At 69.7% G+C, this 25,955-nt stretch carries 28 protein-coding genes; 12 read left to right on the top strand and 16 right to left on the bottom strand.

What is annotated here, in order from left to right; genetic code table 11:
- Window position 1: 1 nt before the first annotated feature.
- Together ETO60_RS02755 and ETO60_RS02750 are read left to right on the top strand one after the other, a co-directional pair.
- Window positions 2-721, top strand: a complete 720-nt coding sequence (locus tag ETO60_RS02755; RefSeq protein WP_165362093.1) for a DsbA family protein — start codon at window positions 2-4, stop codon at window positions 719-721.
- Window positions 722-753: 32 nt separating this feature from the next.
- Window positions 754-1,746 (top strand): PDZ domain-containing protein, encoded by a 993-nt coding sequence (locus ETO60_RS02750; RefSeq protein ID WP_130002455.1) that lies wholly within the window; start codon window positions 754-756, stop codon window positions 1,744-1,746.
- Here the strand turns inward: ETO60_RS02750 and ETO60_RS02745 are convergent.
- Window positions 1,743-2,354, bottom strand: a complete 612-nt coding sequence (locus ETO60_RS02745; RefSeq protein ID WP_130002453.1) for an HD domain-containing protein — start codon at window positions 2,352-2,354, stop codon at window positions 1,743-1,745. The two genes, ETO60_RS02750 and ETO60_RS02745, sit on opposite strands and share 4 nt — an antisense overlap.
- Before the next feature lie 79 nt (window positions 2,355-2,433).
- On the opposite strand from ETO60_RS02745, the gene ETO60_RS02740 reads away from it, so the two are divergent.
- Entirely contained in the window at window positions 2,434-3,579 is a 1,146-nt protein-coding gene (locus tag ETO60_RS02740; protein ID WP_130002451.1) for a sensor histidine kinase, read from the top strand.
- Between the two features lie 8 nt (window positions 3,580-3,587).
- On the opposite strand, the gene purD is transcribed toward ETO60_RS02740, so the two are convergent.
- Entirely contained in the window at window positions 3,588-4,868 is a 1,281-nt protein-coding gene (purD, locus tag ETO60_RS02735) for a phosphoribosylamine--glycine ligase (protein ID WP_130002449.1), read from the bottom strand.
- On the opposite strand from purD, the gene xseA reads away from it, so the two are divergent.
- The 3 genes from xseA to ETO60_RS02720 are packed head-to-tail and all read left to right on the top strand — an operon-like array spanning window position 4,867 to window position 7,451.
- Complete coding sequence (gene xseA, locus ETO60_RS02730) at window positions 4,867-6,324, top strand: exodeoxyribonuclease VII large subunit (protein ID WP_390612474.1); 1,458 nt, start codon at window positions 4,867-4,869, stop codon at window positions 6,322-6,324. The two genes, purD and xseA, sit on opposite strands and share 2 nt — an antisense overlap.
- Before the next feature lie 24 nt (window positions 6,325-6,348).
- The gene (locus ETO60_RS02725) at window positions 6,349-6,552 is read left to right on the top strand and encodes a DUF2093 domain-containing protein (RefSeq protein ID WP_130002445.1); all 204 of its coding nucleotides are present in this window, start codon (window positions 6,349-6,351) and stop codon (window positions 6,550-6,552) included.
- Entirely contained in the window at window positions 6,549-7,451 is a 903-nt protein-coding gene (locus ETO60_RS02720) for a M23 family metallopeptidase (protein ID WP_234026285.1), read from the top strand. The genes ETO60_RS02725 and ETO60_RS02720 overlap by 4 nt, the downstream gene beginning before the upstream one ends.
- A 16-nt stretch (window positions 7,452-7,467) precedes the next feature.
- Here the strand turns inward: ETO60_RS02720 and rpmB are convergent, their stop codons facing one another.
- Window positions 7,468-7,758 (bottom strand): 50S ribosomal protein L28, encoded by a 291-nt coding sequence (gene rpmB, locus ETO60_RS02715; RefSeq protein WP_130002443.1) that lies wholly within the window; start codon window positions 7,756-7,758, stop codon window positions 7,468-7,470.
- A 191-nt stretch (window positions 7,759-7,949) separates the two neighbouring features.
- Here rpmB and ETO60_RS02710 point away from each other — a divergent pair, with 191 nt between their 5' ends.
- Window positions 7,950-8,381 carry a nucleoside deaminase gene (locus ETO60_RS02710; protein ID WP_130003038.1) on the top strand — a complete coding sequence of 144 codons (432 nt, stop codon included), beginning with the start codon at window positions 7,950-7,952 and terminating at the stop codon, window positions 8,379-8,381.
- Window positions 8,375-8,980: a DUF1345 domain-containing protein gene (locus ETO60_RS02705; RefSeq protein ID WP_234026284.1), complete on the top strand. Its 606-nt coding sequence runs from the start codon at window positions 8,375-8,377 to the stop codon at window positions 8,978-8,980. The genes ETO60_RS02710 and ETO60_RS02705 overlap by 7 nt, the downstream gene beginning before the upstream one ends.
- A 23-nt stretch (window positions 8,981-9,003) precedes the next feature.
- Here ETO60_RS02705 and nadC read toward each other — a convergent pair whose 3' ends face one another.
- From nadC to ETO60_RS02690, 3 genes are all read right to left on the bottom strand, one after another.
- Window positions 9,004-9,867 carry a carboxylating nicotinate-nucleotide diphosphorylase gene (nadC, locus tag ETO60_RS02700; protein ID WP_130002441.1) on the bottom strand — a complete coding sequence of 288 codons (864 nt, stop codon included), beginning with the start codon at window positions 9,865-9,867 and terminating at the stop codon, window positions 9,004-9,006.
- A gap of 55 nt (window positions 9,868-9,922) precedes the next feature.
- Window positions 9,923-10,720, bottom strand: a complete 798-nt coding sequence (locus ETO60_RS02695; RefSeq protein WP_130002439.1) for a LytR/AlgR family response regulator transcription factor — start codon at window positions 10,718-10,720, stop codon at window positions 9,923-9,925.
- A 70-nt stretch (window positions 10,721-10,790) separates the two neighbouring features.
- Window positions 10,791-11,801: an adenosine kinase gene (locus ETO60_RS02690; RefSeq protein ID WP_130002437.1), complete on the bottom strand. Its 1,011-nt coding sequence runs from the start codon at window positions 11,799-11,801 to the stop codon at window positions 10,791-10,793.
- 114 nt (window positions 11,802-11,915) lie between these two features.
- Here ETO60_RS02690 and ETO60_RS02685 point away from each other — a divergent pair, with 114 nt between their 5' ends.
- Together ETO60_RS02685 and ETO60_RS02680 are read left to right on the top strand one after the other, a co-directional pair.
- Window positions 11,916-12,602, top strand: a complete 687-nt coding sequence (locus ETO60_RS02685; RefSeq protein WP_234026283.1) for an EI24 domain-containing protein — start codon at window positions 11,916-11,918, stop codon at window positions 12,600-12,602.
- Complete coding sequence (locus tag ETO60_RS02680; protein WP_130002433.1) at window positions 12,599-13,027, top strand: hypothetical protein; 429 nt, start codon at window positions 12,599-12,601, stop codon at window positions 13,025-13,027. The genes ETO60_RS02685 and ETO60_RS02680 overlap by 4 nt, the downstream gene beginning before the upstream one ends.
- A 239-nt stretch (window positions 13,028-13,266) precedes the next feature.
- On the opposite strand, the gene ETO60_RS02675 is transcribed toward ETO60_RS02680, so the two are convergent.
- The 10 genes from ETO60_RS02675 to ETO60_RS02630 form a co-directional block, all read right to left on the bottom strand.
- Window positions 13,267-13,623, bottom strand: coding sequence for a HesB/IscA family protein (locus ETO60_RS02675; protein ID WP_130002431.1), 357 nt, complete (start codon window positions 13,621-13,623; stop codon window positions 13,267-13,269).
- Entirely contained in the window at window positions 13,623-14,165 is a 543-nt protein-coding gene (locus ETO60_RS02670) for an SUF system Fe-S cluster assembly protein (protein WP_130002429.1), read from the bottom strand. Before ETO60_RS02670 ends, ETO60_RS02675 begins: the two co-directional genes overlap by 1 nt.
- Window positions 14,162-15,325 carry an aminotransferase class V-fold PLP-dependent enzyme gene (locus ETO60_RS02665; protein WP_234026317.1) on the bottom strand — a complete coding sequence of 388 codons (1,164 nt, stop codon included), beginning with the start codon at window positions 15,323-15,325 and terminating at the stop codon, window positions 14,162-14,164. The genes ETO60_RS02670 and ETO60_RS02665 overlap by 4 nt, the downstream gene beginning before the upstream one ends.
- A 122-nt stretch (window positions 15,326-15,447) precedes the next feature.
- Complete coding sequence (locus ETO60_RS02660; RefSeq protein ID WP_130002425.1) at window positions 15,448-16,218, bottom strand: SufD family Fe-S cluster assembly protein; 771 nt, start codon at window positions 16,216-16,218, stop codon at window positions 15,448-15,450.
- 46 nt (window positions 16,219-16,264) lie between these two features.
- Window positions 16,265-17,017: a Fe-S cluster assembly ATPase SufC gene (sufC, locus tag ETO60_RS02655; RefSeq protein ID WP_130002423.1), complete on the bottom strand. Its 753-nt coding sequence runs from the start codon at window positions 17,015-17,017 to the stop codon at window positions 16,265-16,267.
- A gap of 127 nt (window positions 17,018-17,144) precedes the next feature.
- Window positions 17,145-18,026, bottom strand: a complete 882-nt coding sequence (locus tag ETO60_RS02650) for an endonuclease domain-containing protein (RefSeq protein WP_130002422.1) — start codon at window positions 18,024-18,026, stop codon at window positions 17,145-17,147.
- Between the two features lie 53 nt (window positions 18,027-18,079).
- Window positions 18,080-19,579: a Fe-S cluster assembly protein SufB gene (gene sufB, locus ETO60_RS02645; protein WP_130002420.1), complete on the bottom strand. Its 1,500-nt coding sequence runs from the start codon at window positions 19,577-19,579 to the stop codon at window positions 18,080-18,082.
- Entirely contained in the window at window positions 19,576-19,995 is a 420-nt protein-coding gene (locus ETO60_RS02640) for an RrF2 family transcriptional regulator (RefSeq protein ID WP_130002418.1), read from the bottom strand. Before ETO60_RS02640 ends, sufB begins: the two co-directional genes overlap by 4 nt.
- 103 nt (window positions 19,996-20,098) lie before the next feature.
- Window positions 20,099-21,913, bottom strand: coding sequence for a DUF885 domain-containing protein (locus ETO60_RS02635; RefSeq protein WP_130002417.1), 1,815 nt, complete (start codon window positions 21,911-21,913; stop codon window positions 20,099-20,101).
- Window positions 21,914-21,984: 71 nt separating this feature from the next.
- Entirely contained in the window at window positions 21,985-22,893 is a 909-nt protein-coding gene (locus tag ETO60_RS02630) for an AraC family transcriptional regulator (RefSeq protein WP_130002415.1), read from the bottom strand.
- A gap of 253 nt (window positions 22,894-23,146) precedes the next feature.
- Between ETO60_RS02630 and ETO60_RS02625 the strand changes: the two genes are divergently transcribed.
- Both ETO60_RS02625 and ggt read left to right on the top strand, forming a co-directional pair.
- On the top strand, window positions 23,147-24,193 hold the full coding sequence (locus ETO60_RS02625) for a quinone-dependent dihydroorotate dehydrogenase (RefSeq protein ID WP_130002413.1): 1,047 nt from the start codon (window positions 23,147-23,149) through the stop codon (window positions 24,191-24,193).
- Window positions 24,194-24,203: 10 nt separating this feature from the next.
- Window positions 24,204-25,919 (top strand): gamma-glutamyltransferase, encoded by a 1,716-nt coding sequence (ggt, locus tag ETO60_RS02620; RefSeq protein ID WP_130002412.1) that lies wholly within the window; start codon window positions 24,204-24,206, stop codon window positions 25,917-25,919.
- The last annotated feature ends 36 nt before the right edge of the window (window positions 25,920-25,955 follow it).

Below are 25,955 nucleotides of genomic sequence, written 5' to 3'. Positions count from 1 at the left end.
CATGAGCACGTTCGCGCGTCGTGTGCTTCCTTGGGCGGCGGGAGCTGTCCTGGCGCTGGCGGCCGGGTTTGGCGGCACCATGCTGTGGTTTGCCGGCGGCTTTGCAGATCGGCACATCCGGTCCTATCTGCTCGACCATCCCGAACTGCTTCCGGCCATGGTCGAGAACCTGCAGCATCGCGAGGCGCAAAGCCGGCTCCAGTCGATCCGCGACGACGTTGCCACCCCGTTTCCCGGCGCTGTGCTCGGCAATCCGAACGGCTCGCGGGTGCTGGTGGAGTTCACCGACTACGCCTGCGGCTACTGCAAGGCGAGCGTCGCCGATGTCGCCCGTCTCGTCGCCGCGGATCCCGAGCTCAAGGTGGTGATCCGCGAATGGGCCATCTTCCCCGGCAGCGAGGAAGCGGCGCGGTGGGCGCTGGCGGCGGCGCGGCAGGGGCGGTTCGCAGCCTTTCACGACGCCATGTTCGCGGCCGGACGGGTCGATGACGCGAGCATCGCTGCGGCCGCCCGCGCGGCGGGGCTCGATCTCGACGCGGCCCGGCTCGCCCTGCGTTCTCCCGAGATCGAGCAGGAGCTGGAACGCACGCGCGCCTTCGCCGCGCAGCTGGGCTTCACCGGCACGCCGAGCTGGGTGGCGGGAGACCAGCTGATCCAGGGAGCCGTGGGCGAGCGTGCTCTCGCGGCGGCTTTGGCGGGCACGCGGACGGCGGCGCGATGACACGATCCGGGCGGCGAACGCCTGCGCCAATAATGCTGATGGCGTGCGTGCTCGCCAGTGCTCCCGTGGTGGCTCACACCGATGACACCGGGCCGGGCGCTCCGCTCGCGGCGCCGCTGTCGGCGTGGCAGGAGCAGGAGGCCCGCCTTCACCGCATCGGCTGGCAGATAGTCTCGGGAAATGCGGCCTTCTGCGCCCGCCGGAACCCGGCGCTCGGGCTGCTGCTGCACGATGCGGGCAGCTACACCGATCCCGCTGCTGTGCGTGCGGCGCTGGGCCTTGCCGGGCCGATCGGGGTGCAGGCGGTTGCGCCCGCCTCGCCGGCCGAGGCTGCCGGACTGCGGGCGAACGATGCGGTGCTGGCGCTGGACGGCGAATCCTTGCCGCTGGAACAGGCTGCGGACACGGCCGCCTGGCAGCGGATGGCGCGGATCAACGAGGCCATCGACGCCTCGCTGCGCCGTGACGGGGTCGCGGAACTCGCGTGGCGGCGGCAGGATGGCGCCACCGCGCATGCGCGCATCGCCGGTGTGCCGGCCTGCGTCAGCCGGTTCGAGCTGCTGCATGACGGGCGCCGGGTCATGGCCGATGGCGAGCGGGTGCTGATCGGCCGCCGGTTCAGCGGCTTTGCCTTGCCCGACCCGCTGCTCGCGGCGGCTGTCGCCCACGAGGTTGCGCACAACCTGCTGGGCCACCGGGCCTGGCTTGATGCCAACGGACGCAGCCAGGCAAAGATCCGTGCGACCGAGCGCGAGGCCGACCGGATGATGCCGTGGCTTCTCGCCAACGCCGGCTATCCTCCCGAGGCGGCGGTGCAGTTCATGCGCCAATGGGGTCCGCGCAGCGCCGCGGGCGCGCTGGGAGGCATCATGCGGCGCCGGACCCATGACGGATGGGACGAGCGTGCGGCTGCCATCGCTGCCGAGCTGCCGCTCATTGCGGCGGCCCGTGAGGGTTCCGGCGCTGCCGACTGGCGGGCGCGTTTTCCCGCCGCCGCAGCCGCCGATCCCGCCCCCATCCGCTAGGCGTCGAGCGCTCGGGCAAGCGGCGAGCGGAGCGGCCGCGCCAGCACGCGGCGCACCATCGGCTCGAAGAATTCCAGCGGCTCGCTTCGATAGTCCGGGTCGAAGGCTGCCTGGTCATAGAGTTCGCAGAAGGTGCGGCAGGCCTCGTAGTGCGGGTGCTCGCGAAACGCGTCGCGCGCGTCGCGGTCCATGCCGAGGAAGTGGAAGTAGTAGTGCCCCTGAAAGGCGCCGTGATGCTTGCAGATCCAGTGCAGTTCGTCCGAGACGAACGGCTGCAGGATGGCCGCCGCGACGTCGGGATGGTTGTAGCTGCCGAGCGTGTCGCCGATGTCGTGCAGCAGGGCCATCACCGTGTAGGCTTCGTCGCGGCCGTCGCGCCACGCCCGCGTGGCCGTCTGCAGGGAGTGCTCCAGCCGGCAGACCGGAAAACCGCCGAAATCCCCCTCGAGGAGGCGCAGGTGGTCCAGCACCCGGTCCGGCAGTCCCTTGGCAAAGCGGCCATATTCGCCGGCGATGATCGCCCAGTCGGCCGCCGTTCCTTCCTTCATTTCGCGGAAGCGCGCGCGCGGCGGCGCGGCGCCTTTCCCGCTGTCGTTGCCCTCGTCCATCGCCCTGTCTCCAGCCGCCGCAGCCGGACACTACGCGCTGGCGAGCGCCGGCACAATTGCGCTATGACCGGCCGCAGCCATGGTTGCCCTGCCGATCAAGCCCGTTCCGTTCTTCGAGAACAAGAACCGCGCCTTCTGGCAGCTCCAGTTCGCCGGCTGGACCGGCGCCTTCGTGCTGCGCTCGGCTTCGGCCATCGCCGGCCGGCAGGAATGGGATTTCCTCATCATCACGCTGATCGAGATGGTGAGCGGCTTTTCCATCAGCCTCATTCTGGCGGTCATCTACCGGCACCTGATGCAGCTGCGCCCGATCCTGCTGTGGACGGGCGCCGTCCTGGCGCTGGTGGTTGCGGTCACGGTGCTCACCGCCATCGACGCCTGGGTGATCACGCTCTACCGGCCGGAGTCGACGACCGGCTTTGCCCAGCTGTTCGTGGGCATCCTGATCTATCCGCTGACCCTCCTTGGCGCGTGGTCGGGCCTCTATTTCGCCATCAATTTCTTCCTCAAGATCGAGCAGCAGGCCGACCGGCTGCTGCGGCTGGAGGCTCAGGCCGCCAATGCCCAGCTCGCCATGCTGCGCTACCAGCTCAACCCGCATTTCCTGTTCAACACCCTCAACTCGATCAGCACGCTGGTGCTGCTGAAGCAGACCGATCCGGCCAACGCGATGCTGACGCGCCTGTCCGCCTTCCTGCGGCACACGCTGGTCGCGCAGCCCAGCGCCAAGCACACGGTGGCGCAGGAGGTCGAGACACTGAAGCTATATCTCGAGATCGAGCGGATGCGGTTCGAGGAACGGCTGCGCACCTCCTTCCGGGTCAGTCACGAGGCTGCCGACGGGCTGATCCCGTCGCTGCTGCTGCAGCCGCTGGTGGAAAACGCCATCAAATACGCAGTGAGCGCGCAGGAAGAGGGCGCGCGCATCTCCATCGACGCGCAGCGCCGCGGTGACCGCCTGCGGATCGAGGTCAGCGACACCGGGCCGGGACCGGCCGCTGCGGGGCCTTTGACCGCGGCCGAACTCGGCCACCGTGCGCGCACGTCGACCGGCGTGGGACTCGTCAACATCCGCAACCGGCTCGAGCAGGGCTATGGCGAGGACCACAGCTTCGCCATCGGGCGGAGCGAGGAAGGCGGCTTTGCCGTGACCATCGAACTGCCGTTCGAGACCGCGCCGCGCGAGCCCGCACCCGCCCGGCCCGTCGCCGCGCAACCCGCCTGATTGTCGGGTCAGCGGCTCCGCAACGCCGCGCGCCGCAGCTCGCGCCAGCCTATGTCGCGGCGCCAGAACCCGTCCGCGAAGCCGATCCGCTCCACGGCGCGGTACGCCGCGTCGCGCGCCTCCGGCAGTGTGTCGCCCGTTGCGGTCACGGCCAGCACCCGCCCGCCGCTGGCGACGAGGTGATCGCCCTCGCGCCGGGTGCCGGCCTGAAAGACGACGGCGCCGCCGTCTTCCGCACCGCCAAGCTCGACACGCCCGCCAAGGCGCGGCTGGCCGGGATACCCTTTTGCCGCCACCACGACCGTCAGCGCCGATCGCGACGCAAAATGAGCATCGGGTGCCGGCGCGTCGTCCAGTTCGCCCTGCGCGCAGCGGAGCAGCAGGGCGGCCAGATCGCCGCGGTAAAGCATCATCAGCACTTGGCACTCCGGGTCACCAAAGCGGCAGTTGTATTCGATCAGCCGCGGTCCGCTGGCCGTCAGCATCACTCCCGCGTAGAGAGCGCCGACATAGGGGTTCCCGTCCGCACGCAGGGTGTCGACCGTCGGGGCGATGATCTGGCTGTAAACCCGTTCACACAGCTCAGGGGTGAGAACCGGCGCCGGCGCGTACGCGCCCATGCCACCGGTGTTCGGACCGGTGTCGCCGTCGCCCACGCGCTTGTGGTCCTGCGCGCTGCCGAAGGGGAGGATGCGGGTGCCGTCGGTCAGCGCAAAGACGCTCACCTCTTCGCCGTGCAGATATTCCTCGATCACCACCTCCGCGCCGCCCGGACCGGCAAACAGATCGGCCAGCGCGAGCTCGGCTTCGGCAAGCGTCTCGGCGATCACCACACCCTTGCCCGCGGCCAGCCCGTCGGCCTTGAGGACGAACGGCGCCTGAAAGGCCAGCACGGCGCGGCGGGCTTCCTCGAGCGAAGCCGTGCGGACATAGCGGGCAGTCGGGATCCCTGACCGCTGGCACAGGTCCTTGGCGAAGCCCTTGCTGCCCTCGAGCCGTGCCGCCGCCGCCGAGGGCCCGAAGACGGCCACTCCATCGCGGCGCAGCGCGTCGGCAAGGCCCGCGACCAGCGGGGCTTCGGGGCCGATCACCACCAGCGAAACGGCGTGGGCGCGGCAGAAGGCGCCGACCGCCGCATGATCGTCGATGTCCAGCGGCACGGTCCGCGCATGCTGCGCGATGCCGGGGTTGCCGGGCGCCGCGTACAGGGTCGTCAGCGACGGGGATTGCGCCAGCTTCCACGCGAGCGCATGCTCGCGCCCGCCGCCGCCCACCAGAAGGATGTTCATGCCTGCTTCCGATCCCCGTACCGACGGCGAGAGTGCCGCCCGGCTGGTAGCGCGCCCGCAGCCGGGCGGCAACGCCGAGCCGCTCGGCGTCTCGGAGCTTGCCGGATTGCTCAAGCGCACCATCGAGGAGCGGTTCGGCCTCGTCAGGCTGCGGGGCGAACTGTCCGGAGTGAAACACGCATCCTCGGGCCATCTGTATTGCGCGCTCAAGGATGACAAGGCGGTGATCGACGGGGTCATGTGGCGCGGGGGTGTGCAGCGCCTCGCCTTCCAGCCTGAGGACGGGCTGGAGGTGGTCGCGACCGGCAGGCTGACCACCTATGCCGGCCGATCCAAGTACCAGATCGTCATCGACGCGATGGAACTTGCCGGGGAGGGCGCGCTGCTGGCGCTGCTCGAGCGGACGCGCCTGCGGCTGGAGGCGGAGGGACTGTTCTCCGCCGCACGCAAGCGGCCGCTTCCGCTGCTGCCGCGGGTGATCGGCGTCGTCACCTCGCCCACCGGGGCGGTGATCCGCGACATCCTTCACCGCCTGACGGAGCGGTTTCCGGTCGAGGTTCTGGTCTGGCCGGTGCTCGTCCAAGGGCCCGATGCCGCCCGCCAGATTGCCGCCGCGGTGCGCGGCTTCGGCGCTCTCGGCCCTGGCGCAGGGCTGCCGCGTCCCGACCTGCTGATCGTGGCGCGGGGGGGCGGCTCGATCGAGGATCTGTGGAGCTTCAACGACGAGGCCGTCGTGCGCGCGGTGGCGGCAAGCCCGATCCCGGTGATCAGCGCGGTCGGCCACGAGACGGACACAACCTTGTGCGACCACGCGGCGGACCGCCGGGCGCCCACGCCGACGGCGGCTGCGGAAATGGCAGTGCCCGTGCGCGCCGATCTTGCGGCCGGGTTGTTGGAGGCGACGGGGCGGATGCGGCGCGCGGTGCTGCGCCTGACTGCGCTGGGCGCGGAGCGGCTCGAGGCCCGGGCGCGGCGCCTGCCCCGCCTCGAAAGCGTCCTTCAGCCCCAGGCGCAGCGTCTCGACGAGCTGGCCGAGCGGCTGCGCCGCGGCCTGCAGGACCGGGTGATCGTCGCCCGCCACCGGCTGCAGCGCCAAGCCGGCCGCCTGTCGCTTCCGCTGCTGCGGCAGATGTGGCGCAGCCGGGCGGCCGCACTCGGCCGTGTGCCGCTGCACCCGCGGCTGCTGGAGCGCCGTTTCGGCAGGGAGATGGAGCGGTTCGCCGCCATTGCCCGCACACACCGGACGCTCGATCCGCGCGCGCCGCTGGCCCGGGGCTTCGCGCTCGTGCGCGGCGCCCGCGGCGGGGTGGTCACGGGTCGCGCACAGGCGGAACGCGAACGGCGGCTGTGGCTGGAATTCGCCGATGGCCGGGTGGAGGCCGTTCCCGTGTCCGTTCGCGAGCGCCCGCCGCATCCCTCGCCAGCATCAGGCGCGCAGGAAGATTTGTTCGGCTGAGCGGCAGGTGATAGGCATGCGGGCATGCTGATGAACGCGACCGATGAAGAAGCCAAGCTGACCTATGGACCCAACGGGTTCCGGGTGCTCAGACCGGGCCGTTACGTCACTTGTGCCGTGTCGGGCATGCCCATCCCGCTGGCGGAGCTGCGCTACTGGAGTGTCGAGGCGCAGGAACCCTACGCCTCGGCCATTCTCGCGACGCGGCGCATGACAGGCCAGGCGTGAAGTTTCGCCGCGCCGCACGTCTGGCCGCCGGTCTTGGCGGCCTCGCCATTCTGGCCGGCTGCGTGGCGGCCGAGCGGCGAGCAGCGGATGGGGCGCCGCCGACGCCTCCTCCCACGCCCGACACCTCTGCGGCACCGCGTCCGGCGGAGTCTGCCCTGACCTTTTCCGGTGTGTTCGAGCAGGGCGGCTGGATGCGCGGCCGGGTTCCACGTGGAACGGGCGCGGTGCTGCTCGGGCGGCATCGCATCGAGCCGGAGGCAGACGGGCAGTTCTTCGCCGGCTTCGACCGTGATGCGCCCCTGCGTCTGGCGATCGGCGTCGACGGCGAGGATGACGCCCTGCGGCGCGAGGTCGTCCTGCAGCGGCGCGAATGGCGGATCGAGCATGTCAATGCCGCAATCCGCCCGCCGGGGAGCAGCGAGACCTTTCTTGCCCGCAGACGCCCTGAGCTGGAGCGGATCGCCGCCGCCCGCGCACGTCGGACCGGCGCGCAGGGGTGGCGACAGGTGTTCGCCTGGCCGGCAGAAGGAAGGATTTCAGGCCTGTTCGGCGCGCAGCGGATCTATCGCGGGGAGCCGGGCTCCTACCACACGGGACTGGACATTGCCACGCCGCGCGGAACGCCGTTCACCGCTCCGGCGGACGGGGTGGTGGTGCTGGCGGCGCGCGAGGACTTCACCCTCGAGGGCAAGCTCCTGCTGATCGACCACGGACAGGGGCTGGGCAGCGCCTTTCTCCATGCCGACAGTCTCGCGGTGAGCGAGGGGCAGACGGTGCGGCAGGGACAGGTGCTGGGCACAGTCGGGGCGAGCGGACGCGCCAGCGGGCCGCACCTGCACTGGGGTCTGACGTGGAATGGCGAGCGGCTCGACCCGCTGCTTTTCGTGCCTCCGCGCTAAGCCGGAGGCTCCGCTCTCAGGAGCCGGTGTTCGCCGCCTTCTTGAGCTCGCGCTTCACCTTGAGGGCGCTGGCCGACAGCTTGTCGTCCGCGGTCTTAAGCAGCCAGTTGTCGAGCCCGCCATTGTGTTCGACCGACCGCAGCCCGTGCGTCGACACGCGAAACTTGAACGCGCGTTCAAGTGTGTCGCTCATCAGCGTGACGTTCTGCAGATTGGGCAGGAACACGCGCTTCGTCTTGTTGTTGGCGTGGCTGACATTGTGGCCGACCTGACGGCCCTTGCCCGTGAGTTCGCAGATGCGCGACATGGTTGCTCTCGTTCGAATCTGAATAAGGACGGCGTTGCCGGGAAAGCCGCGCGCTTAGCGGCGGCGGGCGGTCAGGTCAAGCCGATGCGGCACTATCGCCCGTACCGGCCATGCGCTAGCAGGCGGGCATGACCGGTGCACACGGGAGCGGGAACGGACGGCGTGCCGAGCGCTGGCCCTTGCCCGCGCCCATGGAGGAGGCGCTTGCGCAGGCACAGCGGGCCGCCGCGGCAGGAGAGGTGCCTGTCGGCGCGGTGATCGTGCGCAGCGGCGAGGTGCTGGCCGCGGCGCACAACGCGCCGCGCGGTCTGAGCGACCCGACCGCCCATGCCGAGATCCTCGCGCTGCGTCAGGCCGCCGCGCGGCTGGGCGCAGAACGGCTGGGCGAGTGCGACCTGTGGGTCACGCTCGAGCCGTGCGCCATGTGCGCCGGCGCCATCGCCCACGCCCGCATCCGCCGGCTGTATTACGGCGCCTCCGACCCGAAGGGGGGCGCAGTGGAACATGGCGCGCGGCTGTTCACGCAGCCCCAGACGCTGCACCGCCCCGACATTTACGGCGGCATCGGCGCCTGCGCGAGCGCCGCGCTGCTGCGCCGGTTTTTTGCGGGCAGGCGGTGCTGAAGCACCCGCGCTATCTGCTGTTTCTCGTCACCTGCGCGGTCGGCAGCGCGGCGCTGACGCTGGTGCTGCCTACGCGCCTGGCGCTTCTCTGCGGCTTCAGCATCGCCGTGCTGGTCTTTGCCCTCTCCTTCATCCCGCTGTGGCGGGGAGGCGATCCGGAGACTCTGCGGCGCGAGGCCCGACGCGACGATGCCGGCGGGCTGCTGCTCCTCGCGCTCACGGTGACGATCAGCAGCACGGTGCTCGTGGCGCTGTCGCTGCTGCTGCTCGAGCGCGCCTCGCTCGCTGCGCTCGAGCGCATCCTGCTGCTCGTGGCGCTCGCCGCGGCGTGGGTCTTCGCCAATCTGATCTTCGCCCTCCACTATGCGCGCCTGTTCTGGAACGAGGGCCACGGGTCAGGGCTGGAGTTCCCCGGCACCGCCGTTCCCGATTTCGCCGACTTCGTCCACTTCGCGGCGGTGATCGGCATGACGTGCCAGACGGCCGACATCGCCATCACCGGCAAGGCGCTGCGCCGGGTGGTCACCGGGCATGGGCTGTTCGCCTTCGTGTTCAACCTCGGCGTGCTGTCGCTGTCGGTCAATCTGCTCGCCGGCTGAAAGCGGCGCCCGCGCGTGCAGCCTTACAGCGGGGTGAAGTCGAGGCCGATGTCGGCTGCCGGCGCGCTCTGCGTCAGCCGGCCGACCGAGATGTAGTCGACGCCGGCGGCGGCCTTGGCGGCAATGGTGTCGAGCGTGATGCCGCCGCTCGCCTCGGTCGGCACGCGGCCGGCAACGCGCGCCACCGCCTCGCGCAGCGTGTCCGCATCCATGTTGTCGAGCAGCAGGCGGGTCGCTCCCGCGCGCAGCGCCGGCTCGATCTGGTCGAGGCTGTCGACTTCGCAGATGATGTCGGCAATGCCGGCCTCCCGCGCCCGCCGGACCGCCTCGGCGACGGAGCCGGCGACGAGCACGTGGTTGTCCTTGATCATCGCCGCGTCCCACAGGCCCATGCGGTGGTTCTCCCCGCCGCCCATGCGCACCGCGTATTTCTCCAGCGCCCGCAGCCCCGGCAGGGTCTTGCGCGTGTCGAGCAGGGTGCAGGATGCGCGGTTCATTGCCTGCACGTAGCGGCGGGTGAGCGTCGCGATGCCCGAAAGGTGCTGCACTGTGTTGAGCGCGCTGCGTTCCGCGGTCAGCAGCGCCCGTGCGTCTCCTTCGAGACGCAGCAGGACCGTGCCGGCGGCGATCTCCTCTCCCTCCGCGATCCGGAGCTCGCACCGCACACACGGGTCGAGCGCGCGAAAGAACGCCTCGGCCAGCGGCAGGCCGGCCACCGTGACGGGTTCGCGCGTGCGCATCTCTCCGGCAAAGCGCGTTCCGGCGGGGATGACCGCCGTGCTGGTGACATCAATGCCGCCGTCCGGGTGGGCGGTGCCCAGATCCTCGGCCAGCGTGTCGGCGACGAAGCGGTCAAGGTCGAAACCCACAAGGGCAAAGGTGCTCATGCACCGGACCCGTGCGCCATCCGTGCGGCGGGCGCAACCGCGGCTTGTCGCCCCGTCAATGGACGAAGCGCGCCACCACGTCGCGATAGGAGCGGGACACCTTCACCTCCGCACCAGACTCGAGCACGAGGAAACATTCGCCGTTCGTGTGCGGCTTGACCTGCCGCACCTGGTCCAGGTTGACGATGGTCGAGCGATGGACCCGCTGGAACTTGCGCGGGTCGAGGCGGCGCTCGAGATCCTTCATCGTCTCGCGCAGGATCAGCGAATTGTCGCCGGTGTAAATGCACATGTAGTCGCCGGCCGCCTCGATATGCTCGATCGTGTTCACCTCGACGCGGAAGATCTGCCCCCGGTCCTTGATGTTGATGAGCTTCTCGAACCGGTCGGCGCTTTCGCCCGCGTCGGCGGACAGCTCCTCGGCTGCGTCGGGCGCGACTTCGGCCAGCACGTTCATCAGCTTGGAAGCCTCCTCGGCCGAACGCTTCTCGGCGAGACGGGTGCGGACCCGTTCAACCGTGTCGGCAAGCTTGTCCTCGTCGACCGGCTTCATCAGGTAGTTGACGGCGTTCGCCTCGAAGGCGCGGATGGCGTGTTCCTGATACGCCGTCACGAAGACGAACAGGGGCGGTTCGATGTCCATCACGCCCGAGACCACGGAGAAGCCGTCGAAGCCGGGCATCTGGATGTCGAGAAAGACGAGGTCGGGCTTGTCCGTCTTGATGCGCCGGATGGCCTCGCGGCCGTTGGCGCAGGTGCCGATGATCTCGATGTCCTCGAACGGTTCGAGGCGGAGCTGAAGGCCCTGAATGGCGAGTTTCTCGTCATCGACGAGAATGGTGCGGATGGTCATGAAGCGGTCGCTCGCAATGAGGGGATGTCCGGCAAACGAGCAAACTGGCAGGATGTTTCGGAACGGAACATTAACCCTGGAGCAAGCTGTCGGTCCTCTCCGCGACGAGACGGGCAAGATCGGCTTCCGGCCGCGCGCCGTAATGGCTGATGATCTCGGCCGCGCAGACCGCACCCCGGCGCAGGCATTCGCGCAGCGGCGCGCCGGAGACATGGCCGGAAAGGAAGCCGGCGGCGAACAGATCGCCCGCGCCGGTCGTGTCCACCACCCGGTCGACCGGCTCGGCGGCAATGTCGACCCGCTCGCCCCCGGCCACCGCCACCGCGCCGCGGGCGCTGCGGGTGGCGACCAGCACCGGGACCTGGCCGGCCAGACTGGCCACTCCGTCCTCGAAGCTCGCCTTGCCGGTCAGGCTGGCCAGCTCGCTTTCGTTGACGAAGAGGATGTCGATCAGCCCGTCGGCGATGAGCGCGCGGAAGTCGTCGCCGTGCCGTTCGATGACGAAGCTCTCCGAGGCGGTGAAGGCGACCTGCCGTCCCGCCCCGCGGGCCACCTCGATGGCCCGGCGCATGGCCCGGCGCGGCTCTTCGGGATCCCACAGATAGCCTTCGAGGTAGAGGATCGCGGCGGAGGCGATGGTGTCCTCGTCCAGCGCCGCCGGGGGCAGGAACTGGCTTGCGCCCAGAAAGGTGTTCATCGTCCGCTCGCCGTCCGGGGTCACGAAGATGAGGCAGCGCGCGGTCGGCGGGTCGCCGGCCCGGGCCGGCGTGTCGAAGTCGATTCCGGCGGCGCGGATGTCGTGCGCGAACACCTCGCCCAGCTGATCGTCGGCGACCTGGCCGATGAAGGCGCATTCGAGGCCAAGCGCAGCCAGCCCGGCAAGGGTGTTGGCGGCCGACCCTCCGGAAATCTCGCGCGCGGGGCCCATGGCGTCATAGAGCGTGCGGGCGCGCGCCGTGTCGACCAGGGTCATCCCGCCCTTGCGCAGCTCCAGCTCCTCCAGCAACGCATCGTCGCACGGGGCCATGACATCGACGATGGCGTTGCCGATGGCGATCACGTCGTAGCGGGGCTGGGGCATGCGTTCTCCGGGACAGGGAGGATCAGGGACAGGCGCGCCCTAGCCGCCGCGCGTCACAAGGCCAAGAGGAAGCGTTGACTTCGCAGCGCGGCGGTCGCCATTCTCGGAGCGATGATGTCCCTTCCCCGCGCGCTGCTGCTGGCGGTGGCCCAGCTTGGCGATCGCCGCGTCGTGGCGGTGCTGGTCAAGGTCGCGGCACTCACCGTGCTGGCGTTCGCTGCGCTCGGCGTGGCGGTCGCGGCCGGGTTCGGCTGGCTGCTCGACCGGGTGCAGATGCCGCTGGCGCGCGAGGCCGGTGCGCTGCTGGGCCTTGCCGCTGCCGTTCTCGGCGGCTGGGTGCTGTTCCGCATCGTCGCGCTCGCCGTGATGCAGTTCTTTGCCGAAGACGTGGTGCGGGCGGTGGAAGGGCGGCACTATCCCGCCATTGCCGCGCGGATGCGCCCGCTCCCCCTTGGGCGCGAGCTTGCCCAGGCGATGCGGGCCAGCAGCCGCGCGCTCGCCGCGAACGGCATCGTTCTCGTCCCCGCGCTGCTGCTCGTCCCGACTGCGATCGGTCCGGCGCTCCTGTTCGGATTGGTCAACGCGGCCCTGCTCGGACGGGAGCTGCAGGACATGGTGTGGCTTCGCCATCCTGACCACGCGGCTGGAACGCACCCGATCCCCGCCCGCATGCGCTTCGCTCTCGGTGCCGTCATCGCCTTGCTGCTGCTGGTGCCGGTGGCCGGACTGCTTGCGCCCGTGATCGGCGCGGCGGCCGCGACACATCTCGTTCACCAAAGCCGTTTCAGAGGAGCCCGATGAACCATCGCCGCGCCGCAGCGCTAGTGCTGCTGCCCCTTGCCGCAGGATGTGCCACCGTGGTGCCGCAGCCGGGCACGTCCGGTCCCCCGCCCGCCGCGCGCGCACCGGCGGGAGTTCCGGCCACCGATCCGGCGCCGCCGCGCTCCGGCTTTCGCGCGCCGACCGTCATGCAGGGGCCGGGTCTCGATGGCGTCATCGGCCAGAACCGCGCCGCCCTCCTGCGCCAGTTCGGTCCGGCGCGGCTGGTCGTGCCCGAGGGGGATGCGCTGATCCTGCAGTGGGCGGGACCGCGCTGCGTGCTCGACATCTACCTTTATCCCTTGCGCGAGGGCGCCGAACCGGTCGCCACCCATGTCGAGGCGCGCCGGGCAAGTGACGCGGAAGAGGTGGACCGTGCCGCCTGTGTCCGTGCGCTCAGGCGCTAGGGCGTGAAATCAAGCGGAGCTTCGGCGCCGCCCTGAAGCGGGAGCGGGCCGCGAGGAGGTATAGCCGGCACTGCGATCCCGGCCTCGGGCGGCTTGCGGCGCCCTGAACGCCGGGTTCGCCGCGCGAAGTGTTGAAGCACGATCCGGCACGTTACATCATCGACCCTCGCGTGACGCATGGCAGCGTCCATCTGGCGCATTTTTTGACGGAGTCGTGCGCGGGGGTTCATGATGCCCCGCTATACCATGAAACTTTCGCCGCAGCCACACGCCCCCTTGGCGTTGGGATTGTTGAAGACGAATCCGGCTGTGAAGTCGTCCTCTACCCAGTCCATCGTGCTGCCGACGAGATAAAGCACCGAAGCACCGTCGATATAGAAGGTGCCGCCGGGCGTTTCGATCTTCTCGTCGAAAGTGGCTTCCTGCGTCACGTAGTCGACCGAGTAAGCAAGGCCCGAACAGCCGCGTCGCGGAGTGGACAGCTTGACGCCAATGGCGTCTGCCGGGGCTTGCGCCATCAAATGCGCGATGCGCGCTTCGGCCGCCGGGGTCAGCAGCACGGCGGCAGGACGGCTGCGGGTTTTCGCGTCCTGCATCACAGCATCCCCAGTTCGAGGCGCGCCTCGTCGCTCATCTTGTCCGGTCCCCAAGGGGGATCCCACACCAGCTTGACCTGCGCGTCGCGGACACCGGGAACCGAGGCGGCGCGCAGCTCCACCTCCGCGGGCATGGACTCGGCGACGGGGCAATGCGGGGTCGTCAGCGTCATGGTGACGACCACGTCGCCATCGTCACTGGCATCGACGCCATAGATGAGGCCCAGATCATAGATGTTCACCGGAATCTCCGGATCGTAGATTTCCTTGAGCGCAGCGACCACCTGTTCATAAAGCGCGCCTCCGGGTTCTCCGGCCGGGACGGTTTCCGGTTTGCGAGCGAGGAACCCGTCGAGATAGTCCCGTTTGCGCTCCAGCTTGTCGCGCGGGGTCTCCTCGTCCGGATCGACTGCGTCCTCGACCCGGGCGCGGCGGGGTTTGGCGGGACGCTCATCCGTGCGCGGAAGGTGCGGGGCGAGCTGCGACAGCGCATCGGCCGGCGACGGGGCGGCAATGAAGGTCTTGTCTGTGCCGTCGGTCATCCGAATATCCTTTTCGTGCGCTCGATCCCCCGGATCAGCGCCGCCACGTCCGCCTCGTCCGAATACAGGCCGAAGCTGGCTCGGGCGGTGGCCGGCACGCCCAGATGCGCCATCAGCGGTTGCGCGCAGTGATGGCCGGCGCGGATCGCCACGTTCTCCTCGTCCAATATGGTGCCCAGATCGTGCGGATGCACCCCCTCGACGCAGAAGCTGACGATGCCGCAGCTGTCTTCCGGGCCGAACAGCGTCACCCCTTTCATTGCGGCCAATCCCTCGCGCGTCTGCCGCACCAGCGCCTGTTCCGCCGCGTGGATGTGGTCGAGGCCGATCTCCTCCACATAGGCGATGGCAGCGGCCAAGGCGATAGCTTCGGTGATGGCAGGCGTTCCGGCTTCGAACCGCTGCGGCGCCGGGGCGTAGGTGGTGCGGGCGAAGGTCACGCTGTCGATCATCGCCCCGCCGCCTTCCCACGGCGGCATCGCCTCCAGCAGGTCCGCGCGCGCCCACAGCGCGCCGATGCCGGTCGGGCCGTAGAGCTTGTGACCGGAAAAGGCGTAGAAGTCGCAGCCCAGCGCCGCCATGTCGAGGGCGAGGCGCGGCGCGGCCTGGCAGCCGTCGAGCAGCAGCTTCGCGCCGACGGAGCGGGCGAGGGCAGCGGCGCGCGGTGCGTCAAGGACGCTGCCCAGAACGTTCGACACATGGCACAGCGCCACCAGCCTGTGCCGCGCCGTCAGCATCCGCTCCGCCGCATCGAGATCGATCCGCCCGTCCGGCGTCAGCGGGCACACGTCGATCACCGCTCCGGTGCGTTCGGCCAGCAGCTGCCACGGCACGATGTTCGAATGATGCTCGAGCTGGCTCAGCAGGATGCGGTCGCCGGATTTCAGGTTCGCGTTGCCCCAGCTGTTCGCGACCAGGTTGATGGCTTCGGTGGCCCCGCGGGTGAACACGATCTCGCCCTCGTCCGCGCCGATGAAGCGGGCCACGCGCCGCCGCGCCGCCTCGTACCCCAGCGTCATGTTGGCCGACCGCGTATAGACGCCGCGGTGCACCGTGGCGTAATCCTCGCCCAGCGCCCGCGCCATCGCGTCGATCACGGCGCGCGGTTTCTGCGCCGTGGCGGCGGTGTCGAGGTAATGCCAGGGCGACCCGTCGGGCATCAGCAGGCCGGGGAAGTCCGCCTTGCTGCCTAGCCGCGCCGCGCCAGGCGCGCGGCCTGTCGCGACGATGACGTCCGCCCGTTCCGCGTCCGCATCCTTGCGAGCTGTCACCGGCGCGTCCATCACAGATGCCTGTCCAGCTTGCCCAGCACGACACGCATCAGCCGTTCGCGATCGTCCGCGTCGTCCAGCGCGACGAATGCGTCAGCGACGAACGCCTGCACCAGCAATCGCCGGGCAACCTCTGGCGGCAGCCCGCGCGCCGCCATGTAGAAGCGGGCCTGCTCGTCCAGCTGGCCGACGGTCGCGCCATGCGCGCATTTCACGTCATCTGCGAAGATCTCCAGCTGCGGCACGGCGTTCACGCTCGCCCCGCGTTCCAGGATGAGCCCGCGGAACGACTGCGCCGCATCGGTCTTCTGCGCCCCGCTGGCGACGTCGATACGGCCGAGGAAGTTGCCCGTGCCGCGCCCCCAGTGCACAGCGCGCACGACCTGATTGCTGGTTCCGTTCGGCTTTTCATGCGCCACGCGGCTGACGATTTCGCGCGTGGTGTCGCGCCCGCCGATCGTTACGCCGCCCAGTTCCAGATGGGCGCCGTCGCCCAGCATGGCGACCACCTCCACCCGCCCGAGGCGGCCGGAGGACACCACGACGAACAGCTCGCAGCGTCCACCATCCGCAACCCGCACGCGCAGGCGGCGCAGCTCGGTAGTGTCGGACGGCTCGCCGGCATCGGCAATGACCACGCACCGGCGCACCGTTTCGCCGGCCGGAACGTCGACATCGTCCCAATGGTCGAAGCGGCCGAGGTCCATCCCCGCAACCGCATCCGTGTCGGAATAGCGCCATGCCTCGTCGCGGCGGGTGGGGAGGATGACGGATTCGCTCATCGCCAAGCCGCCTCCGGCGTCTTTCCGGCGATTGACGATGACACGGTCATGCCGCCTGCTCCATCACCGCGTCATACCCTTCGGCCTCGAGGCGGCGGGCAAGATCCGCCCCGCCGCTGCGCACGATGCGCCCGCCCGAAAGGATGTGGACATAATCCGGCCGCACATAGTCGAGCAGCCGCTGGTAATGCGTGATCAGCAGCACGCCCTTGGCCGGCGCGCGCATGATCGCGTTGATCCCCTCGCCGACCACGCGCAGCGCGTCGATGTCGAGGCCGCTGTCCGTCTCGTCCAGGATGGCGAAGCGCGGGTCGAGGATGCCCATCTGCACCATCTCCGCCCGCTTCTTCTCGCCGCCCGAAAAGCCGACGTTCACGTGGCGTTTGAGCATCTCCATGTCGAGGTTGAGCAAGGCGGCCTTCTCGCGCGCGAGCCTCAGGAACTCTCCGCCCGACAGCGGCTCTTCGCCCCGGCTCCGCCGCTGCGCGTTCAGCGCCTCGCGAAGGAACTGGACGTTCGACACACCGGGGATCTCGACCGGATACTGGAAGCCGAGAAACAGGCCGGCGGCGGCACGCTCGTGGGGTTCGAGGGCGAGCAGATCCTGCCCGGCGAAGGTCACGCTGCCTTGCGTCACCTCGTAACCCGGCCGGCCGCCAAGCACATAGGCAAGAGTGGATTTGCCGGCCCCGTTCGGCCCCATGATCGCGTGCACCTCACCCGCCTGTACGGTGAGCGAAAGACCATTCAGGATCGGCTTGCCGTCGATTTCGGCGTGGAGGTTGTCGATGGTCAGCATGGCATTCTACCTGTTTCGTCACCCCGGACCCGATCCGGGGTCCCGCTGCCTTGTACGGCGCAGGAAGAAAGAAAAGCGGGATCCCGGATCAAGTCCGGTATGACGGAGTGGGGGCGGAAAGGTGGCATCACTGCCGCGCCTCTCGACGGTTGTAGGTCTGGCGCGGGGTGGCGTCGCGATGCGCCCGTGCCGCTTCCTTCTTGTCGGCGATGCGGAGCCGCATGCCGGCGGTGATCCGCGCCAGAACCGCGTCGATGTTGGTCAGGATGTCGCTGGCCTTGAGGCGCATGACGCGGATGCCGACCGCCTCCAGGCTCCTGTCGCGGCGCCGGGCGATGGCGTCGTCCTGCTCCTCCTCGTCGATGGCGATGGCCATGCCGAGGTTGTGGCAGTTGAAGTCGACGATCGCGCTGCCGACGACGGCGTGCCGCTTGAAGGTGTAGCGCCCAAGGTCCGCCTTGGCGAAACGCGCGGCCAGCGCCTTGTGCGCGTCCGAGGAATGCCGCCGCATCTCCCGCGCGCGTTCGTGCAGCGCGTCGAGGCGCGACTCCGAAATCTCCCACCCGCGACCCTTTTTCTTGAGCGCGGGGGCGGTGGAGTGCTCGCCGGGGGAGCGGAGGCGGAGGGTGGTCCGTGCAAGCCCCTCCCCTTCAGGGGAGGGGTCGGGGTGGGGAAGAGCCTGCCGGATACGCTCCAGCACGCCTTCCATGTTGTTCATCACGTCCGCGTTGCTCACATGCACGACACGATAGCCGAACGCTTCGAGCCGGTCGTCGCGGACAGCATCGTCATCCGCATCATGCGCGTCGCCGTCGACTTCAACGACCACCTTTGCGACCGGGCACGCGAAATCGGCGATCCTATGCCCAATGACCTCCTGCCGGCGGAACTTGTGGCCCCCGAGCTGGCCATTCGACAGATGCCGCCACAGCCGCTTCTCTGGTTCCGTGGGATTGTTGCGCATTGCGCGCGCGCGCTCTTGCAGCACGGCGAGCGTGTCCCTTGACATGCCCCACCCCTTGCCCCTTTCCTGAAGGGGAGGGGTTCGCGACGCGCCGACCCTCACCCCACGCTCCCCTCAAGCGAAATCGCCAGCAGCTTCTGCGCTTCCACCGCGAACTCCATCGGCAGCTCCTTCAGCACTTCGCGGGCGAAGCCGTTGACGATGAGGGCGACCGCTTCTTCCGTCCCCAGCCCGCGCTGCTGGGCGTAGAACAGCTGGTCGTCGCTGATCTTGCTGGTGGTCGCCTCGTGCTCGATGGTGGCCGACGGGTTCTTCACCTCGATGTAGGGCACGGTGTGCGCCCCGCACCGCTCGCCCAGCAACAGGCTATCGCACTGGGTGAAATTGCGCGCGTTCTCCGCGTTGGGGCCCATGCGGACAAGGCCGCGATAGGTGTTGTTCGACTTGCCCGCGGAGATGCCCTTGGAGATGATGGTGGAACGGGTGCCGGGCGCGTTGTGAACCATCTTGGTACCGGTGTCCGCCTGCTGGTGGTTGTTCGTCACCGCGACCGAGTAAAACTCGCCTACGGAGTCCTCGCCGTTGAGCACGCAGGAGGGATACTTCCACGTCACCGCGCTGCCGGTCTCGACCTGCGTCCAGCTGATCTTTGACCGCGCGCCCTGGCACAGGCCGCGTTTGGTGACGAAGTTGTAGATGCCGCCCTTGCCCTCGGCATCGCCCGGATACCAGTTCTGCACGGTGGAGTACTTGATCTCCGCATCCTCCAGCGCGACCAGCTCGACGACAGCGGCGTGCAGCTGATTCTCGTCGCGCATCGGCGCGGTGCAGCCTTCGAGGTAGCTGACGTAGCTGCCCCTCTCGGCAACGATCAGCGTGCGTTCGAACTGGCCGGTATTTTCCGCATTGATGCGGAAATAGGTGGACAGCTCCATCGGGCAACGCACCCCTTCGGGGATGTAGACGAAGGTGCCGTCGGAAAAGACCGCGCTGTTGAGCGTGGCGAAGAAGTTGTCGTGCATCGGCACGACGCGGCCGAGCCAGCGGCGCACCAGATCGGGATATTCGCGCACCGCTTCGCTGATCGAGCGGAAGATGACGCCGGCGGACTCCAGCTCCTCGCGGAAGGTGGTCGCGACGGACACGCTGTCGAACACCGCGTCCACCGCGACCTTGCGCGCGCCCTTCACCCCGGCGAGCACCTCCTGCTCCGCCAGCGGGATGCCCAGCTTGTCGTACACCGCCTTGATGGCGGGATCGAGCGCATCGAGGCTGTCGAGTTCCGGCTTCTTCTTCGGCTCCGCGTAGTAATAGGCGTCCTGATAGTCGATCGGCGCGACGTTCAGCTTGGCCCAGTTGGGCGCGTCCATCGTCTGCCACAGGCGGAACGCCTTCAGCCGCCAGTCGAGCAGCCATTCCGGCTCGCCCTTCTTGGCCGAGATGTAGCGCACTGTGTCCTCGGTGAGTCCCTTGGGTGCGAACTCGGTCTCGATCTCGCTCGACCAGCCGTGCTCGTATTCGGCGACGCGCGCGGCGGCGGCGCGTGCCGCGGCGTCCATTTCCTCGCGGGGGACGTCCAGTGTCGCGTGATCGGTCATGTCGTTTCCCGTGTTTCCGGCGCCCGGGCCAGCGTCACCAGGCTGATCCCTGCGAGCGCATCGCGCATCGCCGCATTCACGATCGGCCAGTGCGGGCGCACGGTGCAGGCATGGTCGAAGCCGCACTGACCGCCGGCGGCGCAAGGGGTGAGGACGATCGGGCCTTCCACCGCCTCGACGATGTCGGCCAGCGTGATCGCCGCCGCCGGCCGCCCGAGCTGCAACCCGCCTCCCGCCCCGCGGGTGCCGCGCAGCAGACCCGCGGCGGTGAGGCGGCTCACCACCTTCTGCACGGTGGGTGGCGGCAGGCCGGTCTCGCGCGCCAGCGCGGCCGCCGACACCCGCACACCGCCGCAGTGGCGGGCGGCGGCCGACATGGTGACGACGGCGTAATCGCAGAGGTTGGACAGGCGCATGAGCTAATCGGACCAATTCGTTCCGCTTCGCATCTATGCGCGCCGCATCCTCCTTTCAACTCGCCGCCGCCTGTTGCGAGTCGTTAGCATGTTGTCGTGGAGGTCAGCGGGCGCGCTGCGCCGCGATCCACCGGTCGACATTCTCGCGCAGGATGTCGAGCGGCACCGGTCCGCTGAGCAGCACGGCGTCGTGGAACCCCTTGATGTTGAACCGTGGCCCGAGTTCGCGGCGTGCGCGTTCGCGCAGGGCCATGATCTCAAGCTTGCCGATGGTGTAGGCGGTCGCCTGTCCCGGATAGACGATGTAGCGTTCGATCGCCTTCTCGATGTCGCCCGGCGGGTTGGGAGTGTTGTCGGCAAGGTAGCGGATCGCCTGTTCGCGGCTCCAGCGCTTGTGGTGAATGCCGGTGTCGACCACCAGCCGCGCGGCGCGCCACAGCTCCATGCCGAGCCGGCCAAAGTCGGAGTAGGGGTCGGTGTAGAACCCCATGTCCTTGCCCAGTTCCTCGGAATACAGGCCCCAGCCTTCGGAGTAGACCGTCACGCCGCCGAAGCGCCGGAACGGCGGCACCTCGCCGAGCGCCGTCTGGATCGAGAGCTGGAGGTGGTGGCCCGGCACCCCCTCGTGATAGGCGAGCGCTTCCAGCTCGTTCCTCGACATGTCGCGCAGATTGTAGAGATTGACGTAGTAGATGCCCGGCCGCGAGCCGTCGGGCGCCGGGCGGGAGTAGAAGGCCTTGCCGGCGGAACGTTCGCGGAAGGCCTCGACCGGCCGCACCTCGAGCGGATGCGTGGGCAGGGTGGCGAAGTAGTCGGGCAGCCGCGCCGTCATGGCCGCCATCACCCGGTCGACATCCGCGAGATAGGCCTCGCGGCTGGTGTGATAGAAGCGTGGATCGGTGCGGGTGTACTCGAAGAACTGCTGCAGCGTGCCGCGATAGCCGACCTGCTGCATGATCGCCCGCATGGCGGCGTGGATGCGCGCCACCTCGTCCAGGCCGAGCTGGTGGATCTGGTCGGCGGTGAGGTCGGTCGTGGTGTAGCTGGCGAGCAGCGCACTGTAATATTCACCGCCGCGCGGGAACCGCCAGACGCCGTCATCGGTCCCGGCCAGCGCCTGCTGCCGTTCCATCTCGGCGCGCAGACGCTCGTAGGCCGGACGCGCCTGGGCGTTCCACGCCGCCACGGCCGCCGCCTTCAACCGGCTCTTCTCGGCCGCCGGCAGGTCAAGCCGGTCGACCTTGCCCGAAAAGTCGGTGAGAACGGCGTTCCCGTCGCCCGCGTCCAGCAGGTTGCGGATGTCCGACAGGACGTGGGCATAGACCCAGCGCGGCGGCATCACCCCGGCGTCCGCGCGGCGCCGCGACTCGGCGGCAAGCTGGTCCAGCGCGGTGCCAAGCCCGGCGATGCGGCTCACATAGGCGCGCGCCTGCGCAGCGTCGCCGACGGAGTGGATGTTGATGAGGAACGCCGGCAACTGGCTCTGCTGCCCGTTCATCTGGTCGAAGATGTAGCCGTACTCGCGAAACGGGACGAGACTGGCCGACCGGCGGGCCATGGCGTCGAACAGCCGCCACGAAAGGGCGTCCGCCTCGGGCAGGGTTGCCGGATCGAACTGCGCCCGCATCCGGGCCGCCGTGTCCTGAAGCAGCGCATCGCGGCGCTCGTCCGCGGCCCGGGTGTATTCGTCCCACCGGCCGTAGTCGTCGTCGCGGATTCCCCGGTAGGCGCGCGACACCGGCGACAGGGCGAGCTGCGCCCGGTCATAGTCCTCGAACAGGGCGTTGATCGCCCGCTGCGGCGCCTCGACGGGAGCCGCGGCCACGGGCCGGGGCGCTGCGGCCTGGGGCGCGGGCACCGTTGCGCAGGCGGCGAGCATGGCGGCGGCGGTGCACAGGAGCAGCGATCGTGCTGGCATGGGCGGTACAATCCTTTGCAGGGCGAAGAAGGTGAAGCGGGCCGGCATTTGGCCCCGTCCGCCAGCCCCTGTCAAATCGCCGAGATCTCGCGGAAATTCCGCAGGTCGAGAAGCTCGGTGAGGTAGGGGGTTGCCGCATCGCCCAGCCGCGCCGGCGTGCGCCCGACAAACAGGTGGATCTCGCGGATCAGGTGCGACTGGTCGTAGAACGCCTCGCTGAGCTGTGCCTCGGCCTCTTCGGAAAGCTGCGGCAGGGACAGCCAGGCCGCGGCGCGCAGGGCCCGGTATTTGCGCACCAGCGCGCGTGGCGGCAGCCCGAAGAAGCGCTCCACCAGCCGCTGCACCTGACGCCGGCTGTAGGGCAGCGCGTCGTACAGCGCGGCGACGGGAGGATTGAGCGAGGTCGACAGCCAGGCGTTGGTCGCCTGGATGAGCTGCGCGTGCTCCGGCGCAATCGGGCGCAGCCGCTCGGCGATGAAGGCGCCGATGAGGCGGGTCAGCTCCTGCGGATCGGCCCCGGCCGCCGTGTAGCGGTCGCACACCACGTCGCCGAGATCGCGCGCGGCGTCGCCCCACAGATCGCAGGCGTCCATCAGCCGGTTGCCGTGGCGGGCGGCGCACAGCCCGGTCAGCGACGCCCAGCCAAGCGGGCTGAGCACGGCCCCGAGCGCGTGAAACGGTCCGCGCATGTGGAAAGGCGCGGCGACGCTGAACGGGGTGAGCACGTTCACCCGGTGAGACGGTTCGCTTCGCCCGTCGCGGAAGCGCATGAAGCCCTTGCCGTACGGAAACACGGTGAGCTGCCCCACCGCCGCCGGCTGCACGTCGTGCACCTCCAGTTCGTCGCAGCGGAAATGATAGCAGGTGGTGATGTATGGAGACAGCTCGGCGCCGACGGGCAGGTAGGTCAGACTGATGCTTGAACGGCGGGTCAGCTCCGCTGAGCCGTCGCCTTTTGCGCCCGAATCGCCGTCTGCCAATGCTGCGCCCCCGCAAACCCCGCACGTGACACTAATCCATTGCGGGCGCGGCCTAAACAAAAAAGGCGGCTCCGCCGGAACGAAGCCGCCTCGAGTTGGTGAACTCCGCACGAAAGCACGAGGTTCATCGGGTCGCGGCGTCCTCTTAGCGCAGAACCGGGCGAGAGGATTGTATGGATGCGACATCCGGCCGCGCAGCCGGTTGCTCGCGGCGTGCTTGTCGCGGTCCGCGATCCCGTGGCAAGGGGCGGCGATGTATCCGCTGCTGCGCCCGCTGCTCTTTCAGCTCGATCCCGAGCGTGCGCACGCGTTGACGCTTGCCGCTCTGCGCCTGCGCGGCGCGCTGCCGGCGGCGACGCGGCCCGTCGCAAACGAGGCGCTGAGCATGCGCATCGCCGGGCTGATGTTCCCCAACCCCGTCGGGCTGGCGGCAGGCTTCGACAAGAACGCGGTCGCGGTCGCGCCCCTGTTCGGCCTGGGTTTCGGCTCGGTCGAGGCAGGCACCATCACCCCCGAGGCGCAGGAGGGCAACCCGCGTCCGCGGCTGTTCCGCCTCGAGGAAGACGCCGCCATCGTCAACCGCATGGGGTTCAACAATGCCGGCGGGGCGGCGGCCAAGCGCACCGTGGCGCAGCTGCGGCGCGCCGGGCCGCTACCCGGACCGCTGGGCATCAACATCGGCGCCAACAAGGACAGCCGCGACCGGGTGGACGATTACCGCCGCATGGCGGCGATGATGGCCCCGCTGGCTGATTACCTGTCCGTCAACATCTCCAGCCCCAACACGCCCGGTTTGCGGGCGCTGCAGGAAGAGGCGGCCCTGCGGGAGGTCGTCGCGGCCGTGCGGGAAGGGGCGGGAGCGCGGCCGGTGCCGATCTTCCTCAAGGTGGCGCCCGATCTGTCTCCGGACAGCATCGACGCGGTGGCGCGCGTCGCGGTCGAGGAGCGGCTCGACGCCCTGATCGTCGCCAACACCACGGTGTCGCGGCCGCCCCTGCATTCGCGCTGGCGGGACGAGGCGGGGGGCCTGTCGGGGGCGCCGCTGCGCACCCTGGCTGTGCAGGCGCTGCGCGACATGCGGCAGGCAACCGGCGGCACAATCCCCCTCGTCGGCGTCGGCGGCATCGCCACGGGGGCGGACGCATGGGAGCGGATCCGTGCGGGCGCGAGCCTCGTCCAGCTGTACAGCGCGCTCGTCTACGGCGGACCCGGACTCCCGCGCCGGATTCTGCGCGACCTTGCGCGGCTGATGCGGCGGGACGGCTTCGCGTCGGTTGCGCAAGCGGTCGGCACGCAATAGCGTCACCGTCATGCGTCCTGCCAGGGTGATCCTTGCTGCCTTCGCCCTGTTCGCGGGCGGCTGCCAGTCCGCGCCGGTGGCGCGTCCGGCCGCGCCCGCTGCGCCGGCTGGCGGCGCGGTGAGCGCGGCCGACCCGCGCGCGGCTGAGGCGGGTCTCGCCATCCTGGCTCAAGGCGGCAGCGCGACCGACGCGGCGATCGCCGTCATGCTGGCGCTGACGGTGGTGGAGCCGCAATCCTCGGGCATCGGCGGCGGCGGCTTTCTGGTGCATGCCACCCCCGATGGCGCCGTGCACACCATCGACGGGCGCGAAACGGCGCCGGCGGCCGCCGGGCCCGACTGGTTCCTGACCCCGGACGGCGCGCCGCGTCCCTATGCGGAGGTGGTGGGAACGGGCCTGAGCGTCGGGGTGCCCGGCAACATCGCGCTGGCGGCCGAGGCCCACCGGCGCAGCGGCCGCCTGCCCTGGCGTGCGCTGTTCGCCCCGGCCATCGCCCTTGCTCGTGACGGGTTCGTGATGAACCGGCGGCTGCATGCATCCCTTAGTGACGCCGGCACACGCTCGAACAGCACCGCCGCGGGGCGGGCACTCTACCGCGATGCGCGTGGGGCGCCGGTCGCGGTCGGCGCGCGGGTGCGCAACCCGGCGCTCGCCCGCACTCTCGAGCGGCTGTCACGCCAGGGACCGGCCGAATTCTATCGCGGCGCGACGGCAGCCGGGATCGTGGCCACGGTGCGGGCCGCAACGCCGGGCGAGCGGAGCATGACCGCCAGCGATCTTGCCACCTACCGCGCCGCGCGGCGGGCACCGGTGTGCGGCACCTACCGCGCATACCGGATCTGCGGCATGGGGCCGCCCTCCTCGGGCGGCATCGCCGTGGTCCAGATCCTCGGACAGCTCGAACGCTTCGATCTGCGCGGGCTTGGCGTCCGCAACCCGGTGACCTGGCACCTGTTCACGGAGTCGCAGCGGCTCGCCTATGCCGACCGCGAGCTTTATGTCGCCGACAGCGACTTCGTCGCCGTGCCGGTCGCCGGGCTGATCGCGCCGGATTACCTCGCCCGCCGAGCGGCCCTGATCGCACCGGACCGTCGGATGCCACAGGCCCCGGCCGGCCAGCCCGCGGGCGCCGTGACGTCCGTCCGAGCCGGCCACGCCGCGCCCGAACACGGCACCTCGCACTTCGCCGTGGTCGATGCGGGGGGCACCATGGTCAGCTACACCTCGACCATCGAGGCGGCGTTCGGCTCCGGGCTGGTGACGAACGGCTTTTTCCTCAACAACGAGCTGACGGATTTCAGCTTCGCGCCCGAGCGGGATGGCGTTCCGGTCGCCAACCGGGTCGAAGGCGGCAAGCGGCCGCGAAGCTCCATGGCGCCCATGGTGATCTACGACCCGGCCGGAGAACCGTTCATGGTCATCGGTGCCGCGGGCGGTCCCACCATCCCGGTGCAGACGGCGCGCGCCATCATCGGGGTGATCGACTTCCAGCTCCCCGCTCGTGAGGCGCTGGGCCTGCCGTTCCTGATGACCAGCGGGGACACGCTGCTGGTGGAGCAGGGCACGTGGCTGGCAGAGCTGGTGCCGGCGCTTCAGCGTCTCGGCCACAGCCGCACCGTGGTCCGCGACGTCGGTCTCAAGGCGAACGCGCTGGTGCGTTCCTCGGAGGGATGGGTTGCGGCCAGCGATCCCCGCCTCGATCAGGCGCTGGCCACCACCCCCTGAACTCTGCCGCGCCCCAACGCCACCGCTTGATGGTCG

It is taken from the genome of Qipengyuania thermophila, assembly GCF_004153605.1.
GTDB classification, from domain to species: Bacteria; Pseudomonadota; Alphaproteobacteria; order Sphingomonadales; family Sphingomonadaceae; genus Qipengyuania_B; species Qipengyuania_B thermophila.
Note: the sequence above shows the minus strand (reverse complement) of the source record. Positions and strands in the feature narration are given on the sequence as shown.

What these genes read in the sequence shown, in the direction of transcription:
- ETO60_RS02710 (WP_130003038.1), top strand. Translation starts at nt 7,950, where the DNA reads ATGGAGGAGGCGCTTGCGCAGGCACAGCGGGCCGCCGCGGCAGGAGAG.
- ETO60_RS02640 (WP_130002418.1), bottom strand. Translation starts at nt 19,995, where the DNA reads ATGCGCCTGTCCAACCTCTGCGATTACGCCGTCGTCACCATGTCGGCC.
- ETO60_RS02685 (WP_234026283.1), top strand. Translation starts at nt 11,916, where the DNA reads ATGTCCCTTCCCCGCGCGCTGCTGCTGGCGGTGGCCCAGCTTGGCGAT.
- ETO60_RS02660 (WP_130002425.1), bottom strand. Translation starts at nt 16,218, where the DNA reads ATGAGCGAATCCGTCATCCTCCCCACCCGCCGCGACGAGGCATGGCGC.
- nadC (WP_130002441.1), bottom strand. Translation starts at nt 9,867, where the DNA reads ATGAGCACCTTTGCCCTTGTGGGTTTCGACCTTGACCGCTTCGTCGCC.
- xseA (WP_390612474.1), top strand. Translation starts at nt 4,867, where the DNA reads ATGCCTGCTTCCGATCCCCGTACCGACGGCGAGAGTGCCGCCCGGCTG.
- ETO60_RS02690 (WP_130002437.1), bottom strand. Translation starts at nt 11,801, where the DNA reads ATGCCCCAGCCCCGCTACGACGTGATCGCCATCGGCAACGCCATCGTC.
- ETO60_RS02695 (WP_130002439.1), bottom strand. Translation starts at nt 10,720, where the DNA reads ATGACCATCCGCACCATTCTCGTCGATGACGAGAAACTCGCCATTCAG.
- sufB (WP_130002420.1), bottom strand. Translation starts at nt 19,579, where the DNA reads ATGACCGATCACGCGACACTGGACGTCCCCCGCGAGGAAATGGACGCC.
- purD (WP_130002449.1), bottom strand. Translation starts at nt 4,868, where the DNA reads ATGAACATCCTTCTGGTGGGCGGCGGCGGGCGCGAGCATGCGCTCGCG.
- sufC (WP_130002423.1), bottom strand. Translation starts at nt 17,017, where the DNA reads ATGCTGACCATCGACAACCTCCACGCCGAAATCGACGGCAAGCCGATC.
- ETO60_RS02665 (WP_234026317.1), bottom strand. Translation starts at nt 15,325, where the DNA reads ATGCCCGACGGGTCGCCCTGGCATTACCTCGACACCGCCGCCACGGCG.
- ETO60_RS02650 (WP_130002422.1), bottom strand. Translation starts at nt 18,026, where the DNA reads ATGTCAAGGGACACGCTCGCCGTGCTGCAAGAGCGCGCGCGCGCAATG.
- ETO60_RS02635 (WP_130002417.1), bottom strand. Translation starts at nt 21,913, where the DNA reads ATGCCAGCACGATCGCTGCTCCTGTGCACCGCCGCCGCCATGCTCGCC.
- rpmB (WP_130002443.1), bottom strand. Translation starts at nt 7,758, where the DNA reads ATGTCGCGCATCTGCGAACTCACGGGCAAGGGCCGTCAGGTCGGCCAC.
- ETO60_RS02670 (WP_130002429.1), bottom strand. Translation starts at nt 14,165, where the DNA reads ATGACCGACGGCACAGACAAGACCTTCATTGCCGCCCCGTCGCCGGCC.
- ETO60_RS02755 (WP_165362093.1), top strand. Translation starts at nt 2, where the DNA reads ATGAGCACGTTCGCGCGTCGTGTGCTTCCTTGGGCGGCGGGAGCTGTC.
- ETO60_RS02725 (WP_130002445.1), top strand. Translation starts at nt 6,349, where the DNA reads ATGCTGATGAACGCGACCGATGAAGAAGCCAAGCTGACCTATGGACCC.
- ggt (WP_130002412.1), top strand. Translation starts at nt 24,204, where the DNA reads ATGCGTCCTGCCAGGGTGATCCTTGCTGCCTTCGCCCTGTTCGCGGGC.
- ETO60_RS02740 (WP_130002451.1), top strand. Translation starts at nt 2,434, where the DNA reads ATGGTTGCCCTGCCGATCAAGCCCGTTCCGTTCTTCGAGAACAAGAAC.
- ETO60_RS02680 (WP_130002433.1), top strand. Translation starts at nt 12,599, where the DNA reads ATGAACCATCGCCGCGCCGCAGCGCTAGTGCTGCTGCCCCTTGCCGCA.
- ETO60_RS02745 (WP_130002453.1), bottom strand. Translation starts at nt 2,354, where the DNA reads ATGGACGAGGGCAACGACAGCGGGAAAGGCGCCGCGCCGCCGCGCGCG.
- ETO60_RS02675 (WP_130002431.1), bottom strand. Translation starts at nt 13,623, where the DNA reads ATGCAGGACGCGAAAACCCGCAGCCGTCCTGCCGCCGTGCTGCTGACC.
- ETO60_RS02625 (WP_130002413.1), top strand. Translation starts at nt 23,147, where the DNA reads ATGTATCCGCTGCTGCGCCCGCTGCTCTTTCAGCTCGATCCCGAGCGT.
- ETO60_RS02750 (WP_130002455.1), top strand. Translation starts at nt 754, where the DNA reads ATGCTGATGGCGTGCGTGCTCGCCAGTGCTCCCGTGGTGGCTCACACC.